General features: G+C 35.3%; 15 protein-coding genes and 1 pseudogene. 6 read left to right on the top strand and 10 right to left on the bottom strand.

From position 1 onward, the window contains the following. Positions 1 to 77 precede the first annotated feature (77 nt). The 3 genes and pseudogenes from ACFVR1_RS01035 to ACFVR1_RS01025 all read right to left on the bottom strand — a co-directional run. Positions 78 to 263 (bottom strand): annotated as a pseudogene (locus tag ACFVR1_RS01035) (hypothetical protein); the annotation flags it as partial. A 316-nt stretch (positions 264 to 579) separates the two neighbouring features. After that, complete coding sequence (locus ACFVR1_RS01030) at positions 580 to 1,239, bottom strand: potassium channel family protein (protein WP_387579216.1); 660 nt, start codon at positions 1,237 to 1,239, stop codon at positions 580 to 582. 72 nt (positions 1,240 to 1,311) lie between these two features. Continuing rightward, on the bottom strand, positions 1,312 to 1,761 hold the full coding sequence (locus ACFVR1_RS01025; RefSeq protein WP_387579214.1) for a TlpA family protein disulfide reductase: 450 nt from the start codon (positions 1,759 to 1,761) through the stop codon (positions 1,312 to 1,314). A gap of 278 nt (positions 1,762 to 2,039) precedes the next feature. Here ACFVR1_RS01025 and ACFVR1_RS01020 point away from each other — a divergent pair, with 278 nt between their 5' ends. The 6 genes from ACFVR1_RS01020 to ACFVR1_RS00995 all read left to right on the top strand — a co-directional run bounded on the left by ACFVR1_RS01020 (position 2,040) and on the right by ACFVR1_RS00995 (position 7,970). After that, on the top strand, positions 2,040 to 2,582 hold the full coding sequence (locus ACFVR1_RS01020) for a helix-turn-helix domain-containing protein (RefSeq protein ID WP_387579212.1): 543 nt from the start codon (positions 2,040 to 2,042) through the stop codon (positions 2,580 to 2,582). Positions 2,583 to 2,621: 39 nt separating this feature from the next. Next, positions 2,622 to 3,728: an ABC transporter ATP-binding protein gene (locus tag ACFVR1_RS01015; protein WP_387579210.1), complete on the top strand. Its 1,107-nt coding sequence runs from the start codon at positions 2,622 to 2,624 to the stop codon at positions 3,726 to 3,728. Beyond that, on the top strand, positions 3,718 to 4,542 hold the full coding sequence (locus ACFVR1_RS01010; RefSeq protein WP_387579208.1) for an ABC transporter permease: 825 nt from the start codon (positions 3,718 to 3,720) through the stop codon (positions 4,540 to 4,542). Before ACFVR1_RS01015 ends, ACFVR1_RS01010 begins: the two co-directional genes overlap by 11 nt. Next, entirely contained in the window at positions 4,526 to 5,329 is an 804-nt protein-coding gene (locus tag ACFVR1_RS01005; protein ID WP_387579206.1) for an ABC transporter permease, read from the top strand. The genes ACFVR1_RS01010 and ACFVR1_RS01005 overlap by 17 nt, the downstream gene beginning before the upstream one ends. After that, complete coding sequence (locus ACFVR1_RS01000; RefSeq protein WP_387579204.1) at positions 5,326 to 6,399, top strand: ABC transporter substrate-binding protein; 1,074 nt, start codon at positions 5,326 to 5,328, stop codon at positions 6,397 to 6,399. The genes ACFVR1_RS01005 and ACFVR1_RS01000 overlap by 4 nt, the downstream gene beginning before the upstream one ends. 422 nt (positions 6,400 to 6,821) lie before the next feature. Beyond that, a complete protein-coding gene (locus tag ACFVR1_RS00995) occupies positions 6,822 to 7,970 on the top strand; it encodes an MFS transporter (RefSeq protein ID WP_483880168.1) in 1,149 nt (382 codons plus the stop codon). A 944-nt stretch (positions 7,971 to 8,914) separates the two neighbouring features. Here the strand turns inward: ACFVR1_RS00995 and ACFVR1_RS00990 are convergent. Genes ACFVR1_RS00990 through ACFVR1_RS00960 form a run of 7 tightly spaced genes read right to left on the bottom strand, consistent with a single transcriptional unit; the run spans position 8,915 to position 18,356 of the window. After that, positions 8,915 to 11,515: a VWA domain-containing protein gene (locus ACFVR1_RS00990; RefSeq protein ID WP_387579200.1), complete on the bottom strand. Its 2,601-nt coding sequence runs from the start codon at positions 11,513 to 11,515 to the stop codon at positions 8,915 to 8,917. After that, positions 11,499 to 13,256, bottom strand: a complete 1,758-nt coding sequence (locus ACFVR1_RS00985) for a vWA domain-containing protein (RefSeq protein ID WP_387579198.1) — start codon at positions 13,254 to 13,256, stop codon at positions 11,499 to 11,501. The genes ACFVR1_RS00990 and ACFVR1_RS00985 overlap by 17 nt, the downstream gene beginning before the upstream one ends. A gap of 11 nt (positions 13,257 to 13,267) precedes the next feature. Then, entirely contained in the window at positions 13,268 to 14,143 is an 876-nt protein-coding gene (locus ACFVR1_RS00980; protein WP_387579197.1) for a DUF58 domain-containing protein, read from the bottom strand. Then, complete coding sequence (locus ACFVR1_RS00975) at positions 14,140 to 15,132, bottom strand: AAA family ATPase (RefSeq protein WP_387579196.1); 993 nt, start codon at positions 15,130 to 15,132, stop codon at positions 14,140 to 14,142. The genes ACFVR1_RS00980 and ACFVR1_RS00975 overlap by 4 nt, the downstream gene beginning before the upstream one ends. Before the next feature lie 12 nt (positions 15,133 to 15,144). Further along, complete coding sequence (locus tag ACFVR1_RS00970; protein ID WP_387579194.1) at positions 15,145 to 16,557, bottom strand: hypothetical protein; 1,413 nt, start codon at positions 16,555 to 16,557, stop codon at positions 15,145 to 15,147. 13 nt (positions 16,558 to 16,570) lie between these two features. Further along, positions 16,571 to 17,425: an ABC transporter permease gene (locus tag ACFVR1_RS00965; protein WP_387579191.1), complete on the bottom strand. Its 855-nt coding sequence runs from the start codon at positions 17,423 to 17,425 to the stop codon at positions 16,571 to 16,573. Position 17,426: 1 nt separating this feature from the next. Continuing rightward, positions 17,427 to 18,356 carry an ABC transporter ATP-binding protein gene (locus ACFVR1_RS00960; RefSeq protein ID WP_387579188.1) on the bottom strand — a complete coding sequence of 310 codons (930 nt, stop codon included), beginning with the start codon at positions 18,354 to 18,356 and terminating at the stop codon, positions 17,427 to 17,429. Positions 18,357 to 18,358 lie beyond the last annotated feature (2 nt).

Raw genomic sequence — 18,358 nt, 5'->3', positions numbered from 1 at the left:
GGCTTTCAATTTATAGAATCATTAATTAGCTTTTTGTTACAAAAAAACAAGACTGTTCACGACACCTTTCGTTTTATCTACTGTTTATTATTCCCACTATGACTTACTTGAATTAAAGGTGATGCTTCTACAGAATAGAATATCCTCAAATCATGGAGAGCTCTCATACATCCAACATATAATAATTTTGCCTCCTGCTTTGTATCCTTATAGTGTCTTTCATCCACATCTATAAGTAGCACTGCATCAAATCCTAACCCTTGAATAGCATGAGCCTTGAGACCCCGAAGGAAGCGAAACGAACGAGGAGGCTCAAGCCATGCCCGCGGAAAGCGAGCGCCGGAACGGAAAGCAACAACTCGATGCATGGATCACTATCTTTAATTTGTTTTTTATAGAAATTACCCTTGAATAGAGGTAAGAAATCTTCCGTCTGTAGCGACAATCAACCTGTTCATGGCATAAGAAAGTGGTCACTACGACAAAAGGTTTCGAGATTTTTGACATTCTCGAAACCTTTTTTCTTTCAACTAGAAGCACTGAACTTTGCTTTAAGAGTTAAATATCCATTATTTTCCATTAAGATAAAACTTTTTTCTCAAAACGATTAATATCGACATCTGCACCAATGATAATAAGTACATCATTTAATTGCAGCTGCTCATCTGCTTGTGGAGATACAATAATATTGTTCCCTCTTTTCACTGCAACAATGTTGATTCCATATCTCGCACGAATATCTAAATCGATTATAGTGTGCCTTGCAATTTTTTCATTCACTTTAATTTCCATTATTGAATGTTCATCAGACAACTCTAAATAATCGAGAACATTATTTGAGAGGATGTTATTAGCAATACGAATCCCCATATCGCGTTCTGGATGTACTACTTGATCTGCACCAATTTTTCGAAGTACTTTTTCATGATAATCATTTTGGGCTTTTACAGTAATCTTTTTAACTCCTATTTCTTTTAGCATTAGTGTAGTTAATATACTAGATTGAATATCATCACCTATAGCTATAATTACATGTTCAAAGTTTCGAATACCTAAAGATTTTAATGTTGTTTCATCTGTAGTATCTGCTACAACTGCTTGGGTAGCAATTGGAGCAAATTCATCTACTCGATCAGCTACTTTATCAATTGCCATCACATCGGCGCCTTGATCAACTAATTCTCTTACTATACTTCCTCCAAAACGCCCTAAACCAATGACAACAAATTCTTTTTTCACGCCAATACCTCCCTACAATTCGAATGCACTAAGTTTACCATAACAAAATGAATAGTAGAAAGGGATTGTACCTCAATTTTTTTGTTCTTTCATAAGATATACAAGACGTCTTTCCAACATCTGCATTCCTTGTTCACCTGATTGATAATGTCTTAGCAAAGCTTTCTTATCAAATAAATAATAGGCAGGGACAGTTCTAGTTTGAAACAATTTAGTTACTAATAGTTCGTGATCCAGACATATTGGGTTAGTCAAGTTCAATTGATAAGCAGTTTGTTTGATAAGATAATCATTTACATCTTCAGACGTTCTAGGCATATGAATACTAATTATTTTAAACCTATTACCGTATAAGCTTTTCCATCTATTGATGTACCCCATCGCATTTTTACATGAATTACAGCTAATAGACCAAAAATGTATAATTACTGGTACATCTCCTTTAATTTGATCGCTTGTTATTTGACCATTAATCCATTGCAAATGCCGTGGAAATTCTGGTAACTCCTCTCTTAACTTCATTAGTTCACTCCCCTTTTGTATAGTCCTCAGCTATTGTATGCATTTTACATAAAATTGACTGTTCTTCTAGCTACTCCAATACTGTTAAAACTGAATACATATATAATCAACCGTCTGTTTGGAGGAAACCCCGAAAACATTCCAATTGCAGTTAACATCCAAGCTTTTATTTTTTTTGAATAAAATTAAATAAATTGTTAAAGTAAACTTAAAGTTGTGTTAAAATAAACTTTGTTTGAAATTAGAACGTCATTTCACTTCCAAAGGAGTTTCTATATATGCAGATCGGGAAGAAGATTAAACGTTTACGACTAGAAAAAGGATTAACTCAAGAAGAACTAGGGGAAAGGACAGATTTAAGTAAAGGTTTTATTTCTCAATTAGAAAGAGATATTAATTCCCCTTCAATCGAAACACTTTTTGCTATATTAAATGTGTTAGGGTCTAAACCGAAAGACTTTTTTGATGATGAACATGCACGAACAAAAGTCGTTTTTTCAATAAATGAACAAATAATTTTTGAAGACGAAGACAAAAACTATAAACTAAGTTGGCTTATTTCCGAATCTAATGAAAATGAAATGGAACCAGTTCATATTACATTAGGAAAAGCTGGCCAGTTTAAACAATTTGAACCTTCTCTTTCTGAAACATTTATCTATGTATTACAAGGGAATGTAAAACTGACTCTTGGAAAACAACAATATACAGCCTCAAAAGGAGAATCCATCTATTTTGAAGCTTCAGATAACCATTTATTAGAAAACATATCCGATGCCGAATCACAAGTTATTTATGTTGTCACAAACTCTTATTTATAAATAGTGTGCAAGCATCAAACTACAAATTGGAGGATTATTATGCTGGAGACATCTATTATTCGTTTCGAAAATGTTACAAAATTTTATGACGAAGATACTACTGTATTAGATAGTATTAATTTTGAGTTGGAACGTGGCAAGTTTTACACTTTATTAGGACCTTCGGGTTGTGGGAAAACCACCATCTTACGATTAATCGCAGGATTTATGCAACCCTCAAGCGGGAACATTTATTTTAATGGAAAACTTATTAATAATGTGCCCGCAAATGAACGCCAAGTAAATACCGTATTCCAAGATTATGCTTTGTTTCCACATTTGAATGTATTTGAAAATGTAGCATTTGGTCTTCGAATAAAAAAAATAGGAAAAAAAGAGATTGAACAAAAAGTATTAGAAGCACTTAAGTTTGTTAACTTAAGTGGTTATGAAAATAGAGAAATTGTTGAAATGTCAGGAGGACAAAGACAAAGGGTTGCGATTGCAAGAGCAATTGTAAATGATCCAGAAATTATTTTACTAGATGAGCCTCTATCCGCTCTAGATCTAAAGCTTCGTTCAGAAATGCAATATGAGCTTCGTGAACTACAACAACGTTTAGGGAAAACATTCATATTTGTTACGCATGACCAAGAAGAAGCGCTAGCAATGTCAGATGAAATTTTCGTATTGAACGAAGGACATATTGAACAAAGTGGAACGCCGATGGATATTTATGATGAGCCTATTAACCGTTTTGTTGCCGACTTTATTGGAGAGTCAAATATTGTTTCTGGAACTATGGTAGCTGACTTCCGAGTACAAATTGGAGGTAAAGAATTTGAATGTGTTGACCAAGGGCTAACGCCAAACGAACATATTGATATTGTTATCCGTCCAGAAGATTTAGAAATTACAAGCGTAGAAAAAGGAAAGATGAAAGTAAAAGTGGATACGCAATTGTTTAGAGGTGTACACTATGAGCTATCAACGTATGATGATGAAGGAAATGAGTGGCTCGTACATTCTACTAAAAAAGCAGAAGTTGGAGAATTTATTGGTTTAGACTTTGATCCAGAATCGATACATGTTATGCGATTAAATGAAACAGAAGAAGAATTTGATAAACGATTAGAATCATACGGAGAAGACGCTTATGCAGACTAAAAATACAAAGTCTCTTTATCTAATCCCGTATTTTGCATGGATTGTTTTATTTGTCATAGCTCCTATTGCACTAGTCACTTACTACTCTTTCTTTGATTTAAATGGTAATTTTTCAATAGAAAACTATAAAAATTTCTTTACATCTGTTTATTTAACATTAACAATTAGCTCGTTTTGGTACGCTTTTCTAATAACGCTATTCACTTTATTAATAGCTTATCCAACTGCCTACTGGTTGACAAAAACAAAGCATAAACAATTGTGGTTATTATTAATTATTATCCCTTCTTGGATTAATCTACTATTAAAAACTTATGCGTTCATCGGAATTTTCGGTTTATACGGACCAATTAATGCGTTTTTAAATGTGTTTGGAATTGGGGATAAGCAAATATTATTTACGGATTTTAGTTTTATTTTTGTATCCGTTTATATTTTTATACCATTTATGATTCTTCCTATCTTTAATGCTTTAGATAAATTAAATCCTTCTTTAATTGATGCTAGTAGAGATTTGGGTGCATCTAGTTGGACAACTTTTTTAAAGGTTATTTTCCCATTAACCGTTAATGGTGTAAAAGCAGGGATACAAGCAGTATTTATCCCTTCCCTCTCTCTATTCATGATTACTCGTTTAATCGCTGGAAATAAAGTTATTACTCTGGGTACTGCGATTGAACAACAATTTTTGGTTACCCAAAACTGGGGTATGGGTTCTACCATTGCTGTTTTCTTAATCATTTTTATGGTTATTATAATGATTATTACCGGTCAAAAAGATAAGGGGGCTATTTCTCATGGAAAAAACAAGTAAAACCGCTAAGTTTTATTTAGCCCTCGTTTTTATAGTTTTATATACGCCGATTCTCTATCTTATCTTTTATTCATTCAATAGTGGCGGCGCAATGAATAATTTTGAATCATTTACATTGGAGCACTATGCCGCGGTCTTTTCTGATACAAGACTTATTATGATCCTTATAAATACGGTAATTGTTGCTTTGCTTTCTGCATTATTTGCAACGATAATTGGTGTTTTTGGTTCCATTGGAATTGTTTATATGAGAAATAAATCTATCCGTAATTCCATTCTATCGCTGAATAACGTACTAATTGTTAGTCCAGACGTTGTTATTGGAGCTTCCTTTTTAATCTTCTTTACGATGATTGGTGTTAAATTAGGTTTTGCATCTGTATTAATTTCGCATATTGCATTTAGTATTCCAATTGTTGTACTAATGGTTTTACCGAAACTTCAAGAAATGAATAGTTCACTCATTGATGCTGCTGCTGACCTTGGTGCAACGAGAAGAGATATTTTTACGCGTGTTATTATTCCATTTATTAAACCGGGGATATTTGCAGGATTTTTTATGGCATTAACTTATTCGCTTGATGATTTTGCTGTTACTTTTTTCGTAACTGGAAATGGATTCAGTACATTATCTGTTGAAATATACTCAATGGCACGTGCAGGTATTACATTAACGATTAATGCATTATCTGGTATTATCTTTATCGTTACACTTGTTCTTGTGGTAGGATATTACTTTATGAGCCAGCGTGGTAAAAACCCTATTGGAATGGGGGTTCGAAAATGAAAGATATTGTAAAAGCAATAATTGCTATTGTTGTTGTATGTATTTTACTATTTGTTGCAAACGATTTATTAGATAAGAGTTCTGGAAAAGCAGGAAGTGATACGGTAACTATATTCAACTGGGGTGAATATATTGATCCAGATGTAATTGCTCAATTTGAAAAAGAATCAGGGTATCGTGTGGTTTATGAAACATTTGACTCGAACGAAGCAATGATGACAAAAATTGAGCAAGGTGGAACTTCTTACGATATCGCAATTCCTTCTGAATACGCGATTGAAAAGATGAAAGAAAAACATTTACTTTTACCAATTGATCACGCCAAAATACCTAATTTAAAAAACATTGATCCATATTTCTTAGATTTATCATTTGATAAGAAAAACGAATTTTCAATTCCTTATTTTTGGGGAACTGTCGGCATTGTTTATAATCCTACCTTGTTAAATGGACAAACTTTTAAAAGTTGGGATGCACTTTGGGATCCATCTTTAAAAGGAAAGGTTTTATTAGTTGATAGTGCTCGTGAAGTGATTGGAATGGGTCTAAATAGCTTAGGTTTTTCGTTGAATTCTACTGATGAACATGAATTACAAGAAGCATCAGCCAAGCTCAAAAAACTTACTCCAAATGTAAAAGCTATAATTGGTGACGAAGTGACTCAGCTTATGGTAAATAAAGAAGCAGCTGTTGCGCTCACTTGGTCAGGACAAGCAGCCGATATGATGTCAGAAAATGAAGACCTTGACTATGCAATACCTGAAGAAGGTTCCAACTTATGGTTTGATAATATGGTTATTCCTAAAACAGCCGCAAATATAGAAGGTGCTCATGCCTTTATCAACTTTATGCTTAAACCGGAAATAGCTGCACAAAATGCAGATTATGTTGGATATTCCACTCCTAACAAGGCTGGAATGGATTTAATGGATGAAGATGTTATCTCGGATGAGCGTTTTTATCCCACAGAAGAAATGCGAGACAACTTAGAAGTTTATAATAATCTTGGTCTTAAAATGCTTGGGGAATACAACGAGTTGTTTTTAAAGTTTAAAATGGGGACAAACTAGTATCTAGAATCGTCTATAATAGGCGATTCTAGATTTTTTTTATTTTGCCTCAAATAAATGATAATGAAAATCTGCACGCTTTCCGCGGACGAACTGCCAAGCCTCCTGGGCCAACATGATGTTGGTCATGAAGGCGTTGCCTCAGGAAGAGGCGCCATTAGCCTTCCTTCCTATTGCAAGATCGCTGTAGGGTCTTTGTAACACTTTTTTCCGTAGGACTCTCGCGAATTTTCGTCACAAAATATATGCTTCTAAAAAACAACAGACTAATTTGAAAGTTAGTAACCATTTTCAATTATTCGTGACACGAAGGTTTTTATTCTTATGAGAATATGGTAGAATCGATAGACGTTGATAAAGATTAACGAGAAAGTAGGAAATATCCGTTGAAGAAATCAAATCAATTTGCACTTTACATTCTAATGTTTAATATGTTTATTGCAACGGCAGGAATAGGACTAGTTATTCCGGTAATGCCTCAATATTTACAAACGTTCGGCGTTGCAGGTCAAGCACTTGGTTTTATTATTGCTTCCTTCGCCTTAGGACAATTTTTATTGTCACCTTTAGCTGGAGATCTATCTGATAAGTATGGACGCAAAAAACTTATTATTACTGGATTAGTCATCTTTTCGGCATCTCAATTATGGTTTGGAGTTGCTACTCATGAATGGATGCTATATGTTGCACGTTTTATAAGTGGAATTGGAGGAGCTTTTTTAATTCCTGCTACGATGGCATTTGTTGCTGACCTCACAACGATTGAATCCCGTGGAAAAGGAATGGGCTTAATAGGTGCTTCGATGTCCCTGGGATTCATGATTGGACCAGCACTAGGTGGATTTTTAGCAAAAGTTAGTTTAACCTTCCCATTTTACATGGCTTCTTTAGTGGCTATCCTTTCTGCAATAATCTCATTTTTCATTTTACCTGATATTAAAAACGCTATCTCTAAAGTACCTTTAGGAAAGAAAAAGAGTGAAAATATCTTTACTCAAATGAAAAGATCGGTTAAAACTCCTTATTTTATGATATTAATCATCATTTTTGTTTTCTCATTTGGTATCGCAAATTTCCAAACAACATTTTCTTTATACGTCGATCATAAATATAATTACACTCCACAAGATATTGCTATTGTTTTAACTGTCGGTGGATTTATAGGAGTTATTGTCCAATCTGTCATTGTAGGAAAATTATTTAATCGTTTCGGAGAATTAAATGTTATTTTAGTCAACTTAGTTGTTGCTGCTTTAGCACTTTTACTATTCTTCTTAGTAAATAGCTTCGGGCTTGTATTAATCGTAGCTGCTATTTTTTCAACTGCAACAACGCTTATTCGCCCTTCTGTTAATACAGTCGTTTCAAAGCTAGCAGGTCATGAACAAGGTTTTGCAGCAGGTATGAATAATGCCTACATGAGTTTAGGTAATATGATTGGTCCTGCACTTGCGGGTATGTTTTTTGATATTAACATCAATCTTCCGTTTATGATTGGTTCGGGTATTTTATTAAGTGCATGGGTTGTTACATTGCTCTGGATAAAGAGAAGTAAGCCAATTATTAATTAAGAAGTACGAAAACCCCATTTAAGTGCATCTTGGCTTCACTAATGCCCGAGTTCTTTGGACGAAACATAGGTTACACTATTACCGTTGGGATTGTGTAGCTGGAAGTGACTGCGTCACTTCCAGCTACACTTTTTTTCGGTAATCTTGTGGCGGATGTTTGTTCGTCGCACTCTTGGAATTTTTGAGGACATGATGCGTTTGTTTTAGCTAATTAGAGTAAAAATACTCCCCTACTCTTTTAAGAGCTTCCGAAGATACCATTTCGGAAACTCTTCTCTTCTTTATCTTTAGATACTATCTATTTTTTCTCTGGTCCCGCTTGCCATATGGCTAAGCAAAAGAAAGTGCCAGTTCGTTATTTCGACAAAGCATAATGGCTTTATTATTTGCATGTTTGATTGGAGTGGAAGGCGGCGACTCTTAGGGGAATAGCAAGCGAATCAAGACCCTGGACGTAGCGTTAAATTGTTCAAAGGCGTGTTGGCCCGAAGCGGCTTGATGCTTGCCCCCTTGAAAGCCGTCCACCTGCAGCGGAAATCAACCTGTTCCTGTCATCATTTCATCTACATTCTTATCTGATGCAGAGGGTATGAATACTCTATTGAAAGCGAACGCACTCTTTTATATAAATAAATACTACTTATTTTTCTAGTTCTTTTTATACAGATATAAGTAGGGGAAAAGGAAAAAATTGTCTCAAAGCAACCAATTATAAGGTGAAAGCTACCAATTTTACACGGAGAGCAACTAATTCAGTGACGAGAGCAACCAACTTATCGTAAAAGCAACCATTTCTCAATTTTAAGAGTTAACTTTATATGAGATGACCCAAAACACCAAGTACAACTAAAATTACCATGAATCAGAATCATATCATACCTAATTTACAACTTTCTTGTTCTTCAAAAAAACTGGAAGTGAATTTTTTCACTTCCAGTTTTTTATCATCTTTTCTTTTTTTCTTTTACAAGCTTTTCAACATTACTTGTTTCGATAGTAGTCTCTATTGATTTTTTATTCTGTTTCATTTTATAAAGAGGCGCAACTAATTGTCTAAAACCAAATCTTCTAATTGTGATATCAATAAAAAATAATAGTATAGCTGCTAGAATAAGTGCTTGCTGAATGGATTGCTTCTCTGCGCTTTTTATGTCCATTGGGCGGAATATCTCTGAAGCATCTGTAAGCAACTTTCCACTTGTCCTACTTGTTATTAATTCTAACTTACTTGTGTTCGGCTTTTGCAACTTATATTCTTCACTATAAGGTATCGAAACACCTGTTTGATACACCGCATTTTGTTCGTTTGAAACTCGGAAGAATACAAGTCCAGGTTCGCTTTCGATCGTAACTCGAGATTTTCCAGGAGCAAGAGGCTCTGAGGTAACAGGTAATTCCTCACCTTTCTCATTCACAGCAGCTATTTCAATAAATGAAGATTTTCCGGATGGATCAGTTACTGTATAGCTGCCATCACTCGCTTTTTGAATTTGAAAAGGAACTTCACTATATGCTGGTAATAACCGTGAAACAGCTGTGTTCCAAAAATTCCCCCAATTATTCCATCTTGCGAAATCCCCGCTCCACTCTCCGGTAGAATCAGATGTAAAAGCAATTGTTCTACCTAACCCATACATCCATTCTGCTATAATTGGATCTTCTTTCTCACTTTCCGCTATTATGGATGCCGTTTGCTTCGGAGTTGTTGCAATATAAGCATTCATCTGTGGAACCCCTTCAGCAAATAAACTACTCCATGATGGATCACCATAAATAATCGGATAGAAAGGATTATCTTCAATGTATGTGCGAGATATCATCGCTGTTTCCGTCGACATGATAGCAGGAATAGTTGATTCATCCGCGACATCATAGAAGGTTCCCCCTCCCATCTCTGCTAAACTTTCTAGTAGTGCTCGGTCCGCATCTTGTCCTACCGCGACAGTCGAAATTGTAATATTGTCCTTTTCCCCTTCTTCAATTAAAGTTTGATAATCACTTCGTGTATATGACTGCCCATCGGTTAATAATATGACATGCTTCCGCTGAAGTTTTAATGGAGCTAAACGTTCATAGGCAAGTGCAAGACCCGGATAAATTTCAGTTCCACCACCAACCCCAACCGATAAAATAGCATCCAAAGCTTCCTCTTTATTTGTAAGAGGAGCTGGTTCAATTATTTCCCATGGTCGATCATCAAATGCTATAAATCCAAGTGTATCTCCTTCACGTAACATTTCAACCGAACGAGCTGCTGCTTCTTTTGCATATTCAAATTTAGAGCCACTCATACTACCTGATCGGTCCATAACAATAACTAAGCCTAGGGATGGCAACTGATGTTTTCCCTTAATTTCCATTTCCACTGGAAGTAACTTTTCAATTGGTGTTTTAAAATAACCACCTAAACCAAAACTGCTGTTCCCCCCAACCATCATAAATCCAACACCGAAATTTTTCACTGCTTGTTCAAGTACCTTCATTTTTTGTTCTCCAACAACATGACCAGGAACATTATCAAAAATTATTGCATCATACGCTAAATAATTCGATAAATCATATGGAAGCGCTGTTGCGTCAATAACATCTGTTTTAATTGTGGCTTGATCAATAACGTTAGGAATATTAGAGCTATTCCCAGCATTAGTAACGATTAATAATTTTGGGGATCCTTCCACGTTCGTTACGCTCGTTAATTTATTATTTTCAATTAATCCGTCACCTGGAACTATAACTTGCACCTCATATTTTAATAATCCTTCCCCAGTAGAGGCATTTCGGAATGTAAAACTATTTGTACCTTGTTCCAAAGAAACTTGTTCACGGGATAACAGCTGATCATTTTGATAAAGAAGTAGTTCTCCTTTTGTATCGGTAGTCGCTTCTAATTTGACATTTAGTTGTTGTTGCTCTCCTTCAAACGCAACTGGTGGTGTTTCTAATGAAGTGATTGCAACATCCTCAGAAGCTATTCTTTCCAATTGCACGACATCAATAGTGACATTCCCACCAGCTATTTTCCCTAGCTCATCTGAAACAGAACCGCTTGTTTCTAACCCATCCGAAAAAAGGACGATTCTAGTAGCTTTATTGGGTTCTACAATACCTGTTGAGAGTTGCAATGCTCTTGCAATATCTGTCTTTCCAGGAGCTTTCATTGGTGTGAAAACTGGTAAATTTACTTCCCCAGAAGTTAATGCAACCTCTGTCTGAAAGTCTTCTGCAAATGTATATACTCCAACCAGATGCGAATTCTTTCTTGATGAAAAACTTTTTTCTATCCATTCTACCACTTGTTGATCTGTGCCTTGAACAGAAGCAGATCGATCAACTAAGAAGATTACTTGTTCGTCTTTAATTGGCAATAAAAGATAAGGATTCGTTAATCCTAAGATTAAACATAAAATAGCTAAAAGACGAATAAATAATACTACTTTTCCTTCACTTCGAAATACTTTAATATCTTTTTTCCATGTCCAAAAAAAGTACATGAAAATTGGCAGTAATAACAGGAGCCATAGCGGTTGGTCAACTCGTAAATCCACGTCGTCTTTGCACCTCCCACTCTATTACAAACAATAATAACAATACTATTAATAAATATGGAACAATCGAATGCTGATTATAATTTGCTTTTGATTCTATCTGTTTCCCAGTTAATTTATAGGATGTTCCCTTTGTAATTTCTTTTTCTTTTTGAGATAAAGCAACAGCAAAGTTTTTTTCAGTATCCTTCGAAATAAGCCTGTATAACCCAGGCTTTTGTGGTGCGATAAATGCTCCACCATTCTCTATTGAATATTCATAGGTGTCGTTCATCGTGTATATTTCCCATTCATTCGCAACACTTCCAAGAGATAATGACTTTCGTTCGTTCGGTGAAAAAGTACCTAAATACGAGTTTCCAGCAGAAAGCTGTTCTTTCACACTCCATAAAAAAAGAGGGAATGATGGGTTTAGCGGCCAATCAGTCATTTGAATATCGGACAGTATTATAATATCACCGCGTGGTGAAACTTGTATAAATGGCTCTTCTCCCACAGTTGCAATTGTTTCAAAGCCATCTACAGGAGGGTAAACAGCACTGACATAAATATCGGATAAATTAGCAAAAGAAAATATGGCATGCTCCATCGTTTGTACTCTTCCATTTACATCCTTTGCTGAAGAATCATTTCTTCCGATAAATAAGGTAGGGCGATCCAATTTATCAATAGATTCAAATTGATTTGTTACGAAAATGCCTTCTTCCTGTAGCAACCCAACTTGTTCAGTAGGGATACTGCTTACTTCTATATCCATCGATTGAAATGCAGTCTTTACTAGTGAGTGCATAGAAGAATCAATAAACACTTTCGATAATTGATTTTGCATAAATACTGTCATTGAATTATCTAAAGCATATTGATCGTTTATATCAATGGTGGCGTTTAAAAAGGATGATTCCACTAATTCATTAAAGGACAATGTAACAATATCATTTGGCGGTATCTCAACCTTTTCTTTCACTAATTTATTCTGTTCATTCGAAATCGTTAGTTCTGTTATTTGTTCTATATTCGATTGATTCTCAAGTTGAATCAATGCAGAAATACCACTGTTTGTTTTAGTGGCTCCAAATCGTTTAATAGATACATTTGATACTTCAGTTGTTAATCCTTCTACATTCCAACTTACATTTGCATATTGTAAGGGTATCGATTGACGATCTAAATGATCCGTAAAAATATAAACCGATGTAGCTTTATTTTGAAAAAAAGATTGAGCAAGATCTAATGATTTCAACATGTTTTCATCTTCATAACTTACTTCTAGTTTGCTAATCTCATTTTTAATTCGGTTAAGATTTGTCTCTTGCCGAACAATGACTTTCGGTTGATTTCCTGTAGTAATAATTGTTAAGGGCTTTCCAGATAACTCCTCAACAAGATATGACATTTGTTTTATATGTTGATCGAAAAGAGTGGAATTATTAGTATTTACTTTCATCGTAGCTGAAGTATCTACAATGAATACGATTTGTTCGCCAGTAAGGCCTTTTGTTTTCCAAAATGGTTGCAATAATGCAATGACAAGTAAAATCATTGAAAGCATTTGTAAATAAAATAAAGCATTACGTTGTAAATGTTGCAAATAAGGGGAAGCTTTCGTTTCTTTCATCACTTCCTGCCAAAAAAGAGTGGAGGAAACTGACTGCTTTGTATATTTTTTTCGAAAGAAATAATAAAGAAGTACAGCTATAGGAAAAATGCCAGTCCACAGAAATATTAATTGATTAAATCCCAAATAATCTCACCTCATTGCACCCAGTTTGCGCGTAGTAGCTGATGGAATATGACATGTGAAATACCATCCTCAACGTTTACTTGAAGTAGTCTCACTCCAAACTTATTACATAATATTTCTAGACCGTGCTGGTGTAAATTTCTTTCGCGCACATATGCTTCAATTACTTTGGGAGACATAGATACATTTAGTTGGTGTGTTGTTTCCACATCTTCTAAATGAACATCGCCTGCGAATGAGGGTAGTAGCTCATCCTTTGTTACAATTTGTAGGATACGAATATCTCCTGCAAACTTAGGTAATTTTTGTAGAAGCTTTTCGAAAGATTCAAGGCTTTCCAGGCAATCAGAAAGAATAAATAGAACAGTACTATCCTTCGGAATAAATGATATAGCATTGTTAGAAAATGGTTGGTTCATAGTTGGCTCTTTTAAATCAGAAATAGTTTGAGAGAACGCCTTTCGAAAAGTAGCACCTTTACGTCTAAAAAGTGATGGCCTTTCCTCTGTTACAGCTGAAAAAGATAAACGATCATCCCGTTGCAATACAAGTATCCCAAGAGAAAGAGCAAGCTGTTTTGAAAAAGTCCACTTCAATTCATCACCCATAGACTTCGTTGAATCGAGTAAAATATGTACTCGCATTTCTTGTTCATCTAAGAATCGTTTAATAAAATATTTATCTGTTCGAGCATACACATTCCAATCTATTTGGCGAACATCATCACCTGGAGAATACTCACGAAAATCCGAAAAATCCAGTGATGCTCCGAAACGTTGTGAACGATGGGATCCTTTATGTTGTCCTCGAAGCTTTGATTTTGTGGAGATGGATAGTCGACTCAATTTTCCAGCCCAATCTTTTGGAACTAATGAATCACTACTCATACGATTTGACCTTGTTTAATTGTTTGTAATATTAGATCTATCAGGTTATCAGCTGTTTTCCCTTCTGCCTCTCCTTCGTAATTAAGTAATAGACGATGTCTTAGCACGGGTTTTGCAACTGATTTTATATCCGCAATCGACACATGATATCGACCAGCAATTAAAGCACGTGCTTTGGCAAGCTTAATTAAGCTTTGCAAACCCCGAGGCCCACTTCCATATTGGATATATTGTGTTATTTCGGGAATAACAGAGGTTTCTGGATGTGTAGCAGAAATGATATCTACAGCATACTCCAACATATCATCGGCAATTAATACTTCTCTCACCATTTGTTGAGCATGCACAATTTCTTCCGCTCGCATAATTTTATTTAATACAATGGACTGACCACCTGTAGTACGTTTAGTAATTTCCATAAGTTCCTCTTTTGTTGGATACGATACTAGAATTTTGCAGAGAAAACGGTCCATTTGAGCTTCTGGGAGTGGATATGTTCCTTCCATTTCAATTGGATTTTGTGTAGCAAGTACAAAGAATGGCCTTTCCATTTGCTTTGTTTCACCCAGTACTGTCACTGTTTTTTCACCCATTGCCTCTAATAATGCACTTTGAGTTTTGGGGGTTGCACGGTTTATTTCATCCGCTAAAACCATTTGACTAAATATTGGTCCTTTTTGAAAGGTGAATTGTTGTTTACCATTTTCTAATCGTTCAATCATACTAGTTCCAGTAATATCGGATGGCATCAAATCAGGAGTGAACTGTATTCGTGAGAATGACAAATCAAGCACCTCTGATACTGTGCGAATAAGCATCGTTTTACCAAGACCCGGTAATCCTTCAAGAAGTGCATGGCCATCTGCTAAAACACTGTAGATAGTAAACTCCACTGCTTCTTTTTGACCAACGATAAAATGACCGATTTCGCTTCGAACTTCTTCTAAACGTTTACTCATATTGATATAATCTTCTGTTGTAAAAGTCATAAGTTACCTCCACTATTCCTTATTCTCAATTGATGAAAAATAATTTTGAACTAGCCTTTGTAGATCTGATGGAAGTTGCATTCTCTCCGAGCTTTTTAAATACGATTCTGAGTATTCATTAACTATTGCCTCATAGGACTTCACTGAACCACGAGTCACTGGTACCTCACCAGGTTGCTGACTTGCAGATTCTCCTTCTCCTAGTTTTCCACCATCAATAGTCGTTTCACCATTCCCTCCAATTCTGGATGGAATGGAAAGCAGGTCTCTTCCACCTGAGCCTTTACCTGCTCCTTGACCATTACCATTCCCACTGCCTTGGCCCTGGCCTTGACCCTGACCTTGACCTTGGCCTTGACCTTGGCCTTGGCCTTGACCCTGACCTTTGCCTTGACCCTGACCTTTGCCTTGACCCTGACCTTTGCCTTTGCCTTGGCTTTGGTTATTTTTATCATTATTTTTACTTCCTTCAGAGCCTGATTGTTCTTCATTTCCAGACTCTGATTTTCTCGAATTACTTTTATTATTATTCGAATTCGCATTTCCCTGAGCTACCTCACTCGAAGTAAATGGGAATGATTTACCCATTTTACTTAATGCAGACTGAGTAGAAGAGGAACTCTTAGATAAAGCATTGTTTACATCCTCTAAGGAAGCTAATTCTTTTTGTTCCTCCGCAGATAAAGAAGATTCCATGGATTCCTCTTGTTCTGAAAGCTCTTTCTTTTTTTCCAGTTTTTGTTCTTTCAAAGCCAATTCTTTTTGCTTTTTCACTACTTCACGTAACGCTTCTTCGGCGGTATCTACTTCTTTTAATTTCTCTTTTAGTTCTTTTAGCTCTTTTTTAACTGATTCAGCTAACTTCTTTTTCTCTAACTTTTCTATATCTTTTTTCATGTCAATGACAACTTGATGTTCTTTTTCAATATCTTTTGCTTCTAATTGAGTTGTTGCAGGAAATACATATAAAACAAGCGCAGCAGTAAAAGTAAGAATTGCTCCTATAAGCCACCTAGGTTGTATATAATGTTTTTCACGTTGCTTAAACTTCTCAAATGCTTCTTTACTTTCTTGGTCTGCCTTTTCAAGTAACCCTTTAATAAGCAAAGATTTTTCATGAAGAAACGAAATAGCGGTAATTAATATATTGTTTTGAAAAAAGGAATCCAGTTTTTGTAGGGCATCCTCATATGATGGCCTCTTCAAAAATGCATAAAAGAACACTGCTACAAAACAAATAGCTCCGACAATAACAGCTGTTCGGATATAGTAAGGAAATACAAATAAACGAGAAACTAGCAGAATAGCCGCAACAAAAGTAAATCCAATAAACAATGCTGCCTGAAGTATTCTAATATAATGCTCCATAGCAAGTCTAAGTCTAGCTTTTTGGATAAAACGAATAAGCTTATGTGGACTATTCATCCAAAGTTCCTCCTCATTTAGTACGTTTCATATTAACGCGTAGTTTTTTCACAGAAATAAAGATAGTTACTAAAGTCAAGCAAGCATAAAAAATCGTATATCCTGCCCAAATGGGAAAATCTATTTGTGTAGATTGTGTAATAAAGCTATCAGATCCTTGAGAAATAAGCGTAAGCATTAAAACAACTGGATTAATACTTGCAAAAAAGTGACCAACCGGTGAGGCAGTTGGTGTTCCAGTTGCCATTCCAGTTGCCATCATATTCATTCTAGTTATAACTAGAAAAATAAAGCCAGTAACTGCTGTTAGAAAAATCATCGTTCCATACGTTGCAATCATTGCAACAATCGTTTTACGAATAATCGTGGAAAACATAATTCCTATTCCAGCAATAGCAATCATCGTTAGAAAGTAAAATAAGAAAATGATTCCAAGCTGTCCTGGTGAGACACCACCAAATAGGAAAACTAAACTATAGATAGGTAAGCCAGCTATTACTAATAAAAGAAGAAATGCGATTGACGACGTGAGCTTCCCTGTTATTATTTGAAACGAAGTTTGAGAAGTTGTTAATAATATGTTTAATGTTTGTTTCTCACGTTCCGAACTAATTGCTCCTGCAGTTAACCCAGGCGTAATAAACAGAATAAGCCCTAGTTGAATAAACGTCAGCATGGAGAACATAAAAAAGCTCTCATCTGGTCGAAAATAGCCAGTACCTGTAAAGGAAGTGGTTAACATAATAAATCCAAAAACAAAAATACACATCGCTATCAAATAAAAGAGAATTCCAGTAAAACTTTTAAGCGAACGAAAACGTAATTTAATCTCTTTTTTCAATACTGGATTAGTAAAGGCTTGTTTCATATTACTTAGCCCCCTTTGTAATTTCCATAAAGACATCTTCAAGATTAGTTTCTGTTTCAGAGAAAGAAATAATTCTTATATTATGATCCAATGCTTTCTTCAATAAGCTAATTTGATCTTCTTCTGTACCTCGATAATTGAAAATAACACTATTTTTTTCTTGCTGGATTTCTACTTTGGAAGCGAAAGGATCTTCTTCAAAAAATGTAACTGCATATTCTAATAATCCTTTTATTTTTACTGAAATTTGTCTTTCACCAGCAAGCTGTGCTTGAATTTCCCCAACGGAACCATGTGCAATTAATCTTCCTCCATCGATTACTCCAATTTCATCGCACATCTCTGCAAGTTCAGGTAATATATGGGAAGATATTAATATTGTTTTCCCCATATCCTTTAATTGTCTTAATATATCCCTCATTTCCACACGTGCCCGTGGATCAAGTCCAGATGCAGGTTCATCCAGTATTAATACTTTAGGATCATGTATTAATGCACGAGCTAAACATAAACGTTGCTTCATCCCACGCGATAAAAGGTCCACGTATTCATAGCGCTTATGTGTTAAGTTAACAAGCTCTAATAATTGAGGTATTAATTTTTCTCTTTCAGATTCTGAAATACCATAACTTGCTCCATAAAAGTCAAGATATTCATTTGCTTTTAATTGATCATATACACCGAAAAAGTCTGGCATATATCCAATTTGCTTGCGCACTTCATGCGCTTCTGTTTTCACACTTTTCCCATTAACAAAAGCATCTCCAGCAGTTGGTTGTAAAAGTGTAGCTAAAATCGAGAATGTTGTAGACTTACCTGCTCCATTTGCTCCAACAAAACCGAATACAGTTCCTTCATTTAAAGTGAGATTCAAATCATTTAAAGCATAAAAGGAGCCATATTTTTTTGTTAATCCTTTAATCTCAATCATAA

This window comes from Psychrobacillus sp. NPDC058041, from assembly GCF_042885655.1.
GTDB lineage: Bacteria > Bacillota > Bacilli > Bacillales_A > Planococcaceae > Psychrobacillus.
Note: the sequence above shows the minus strand (reverse complement) of the source record. Positions and strands in the feature narration are given on the sequence as shown.

Bases quoted from the DNA above. Each gene is read 5' to 3' on its own strand.
- ACFVR1_RS01025 (WP_387579214.1), bottom strand. From the start codon at position 1,761: ATGAAGTTAAGAGAGGAGTTACCAGAATTTCCACGGCATTTGCAATGG.
- ACFVR1_RS01020 (WP_387579212.1), top strand. From the start codon at position 2,040: ATGCAGATCGGGAAGAAGATTAAACGTTTACGACTAGAAAAAGGATTA.
- ACFVR1_RS01015 (WP_387579210.1), top strand. From the start codon at position 2,622: ATGCTGGAGACATCTATTATTCGTTTCGAAAATGTTACAAAATTTTAT.
- ACFVR1_RS01010 (WP_387579208.1), top strand. From the start codon at position 3,718: ATGCAGACTAAAAATACAAAGTCTCTTTATCTAATCCCGTATTTTGCA.
- ACFVR1_RS01005 (WP_387579206.1), top strand. From the start codon at position 4,526: ATGGAAAAAACAAGTAAAACCGCTAAGTTTTATTTAGCCCTCGTTTTT.
- ACFVR1_RS01000 (WP_387579204.1), top strand. From the start codon at position 5,326: ATGAAAGATATTGTAAAAGCAATAATTGCTATTGTTGTTGTATGTATT.
- ACFVR1_RS00995 (WP_483880168.1), top strand. From the start codon at position 6,822: ATGTTTAATATGTTTATTGCAACGGCAGGAATAGGACTAGTTATTCCG.
- ACFVR1_RS00980 (WP_387579197.1), bottom strand. From the start codon at position 14,143: ATGAGTAGTGATTCATTAGTTCCAAAAGATTGGGCTGGAAAATTGAGT.
- ACFVR1_RS00975 (WP_387579196.1), bottom strand. From the start codon at position 15,132: ATGACTTTTACAACAGAAGATTATATCAATATGAGTAAACGTTTAGAA.
- ACFVR1_RS00970 (WP_387579194.1), bottom strand. From the start codon at position 16,557: ATGAATAGTCCACATAAGCTTATTCGTTTTATCCAAAAAGCTAGACTT.
- ACFVR1_RS00965 (WP_387579191.1), bottom strand. From the start codon at position 17,425: ATGAAACAAGCCTTTACTAATCCAGTATTGAAAAAAGAGATTAAATTA.
- ACFVR1_RS00960 (WP_387579188.1), bottom strand. From the start codon at position 18,356: ATGATTGAGATTAAAGGATTAACAAAAAAATATGGCTCCTTTTATGCT.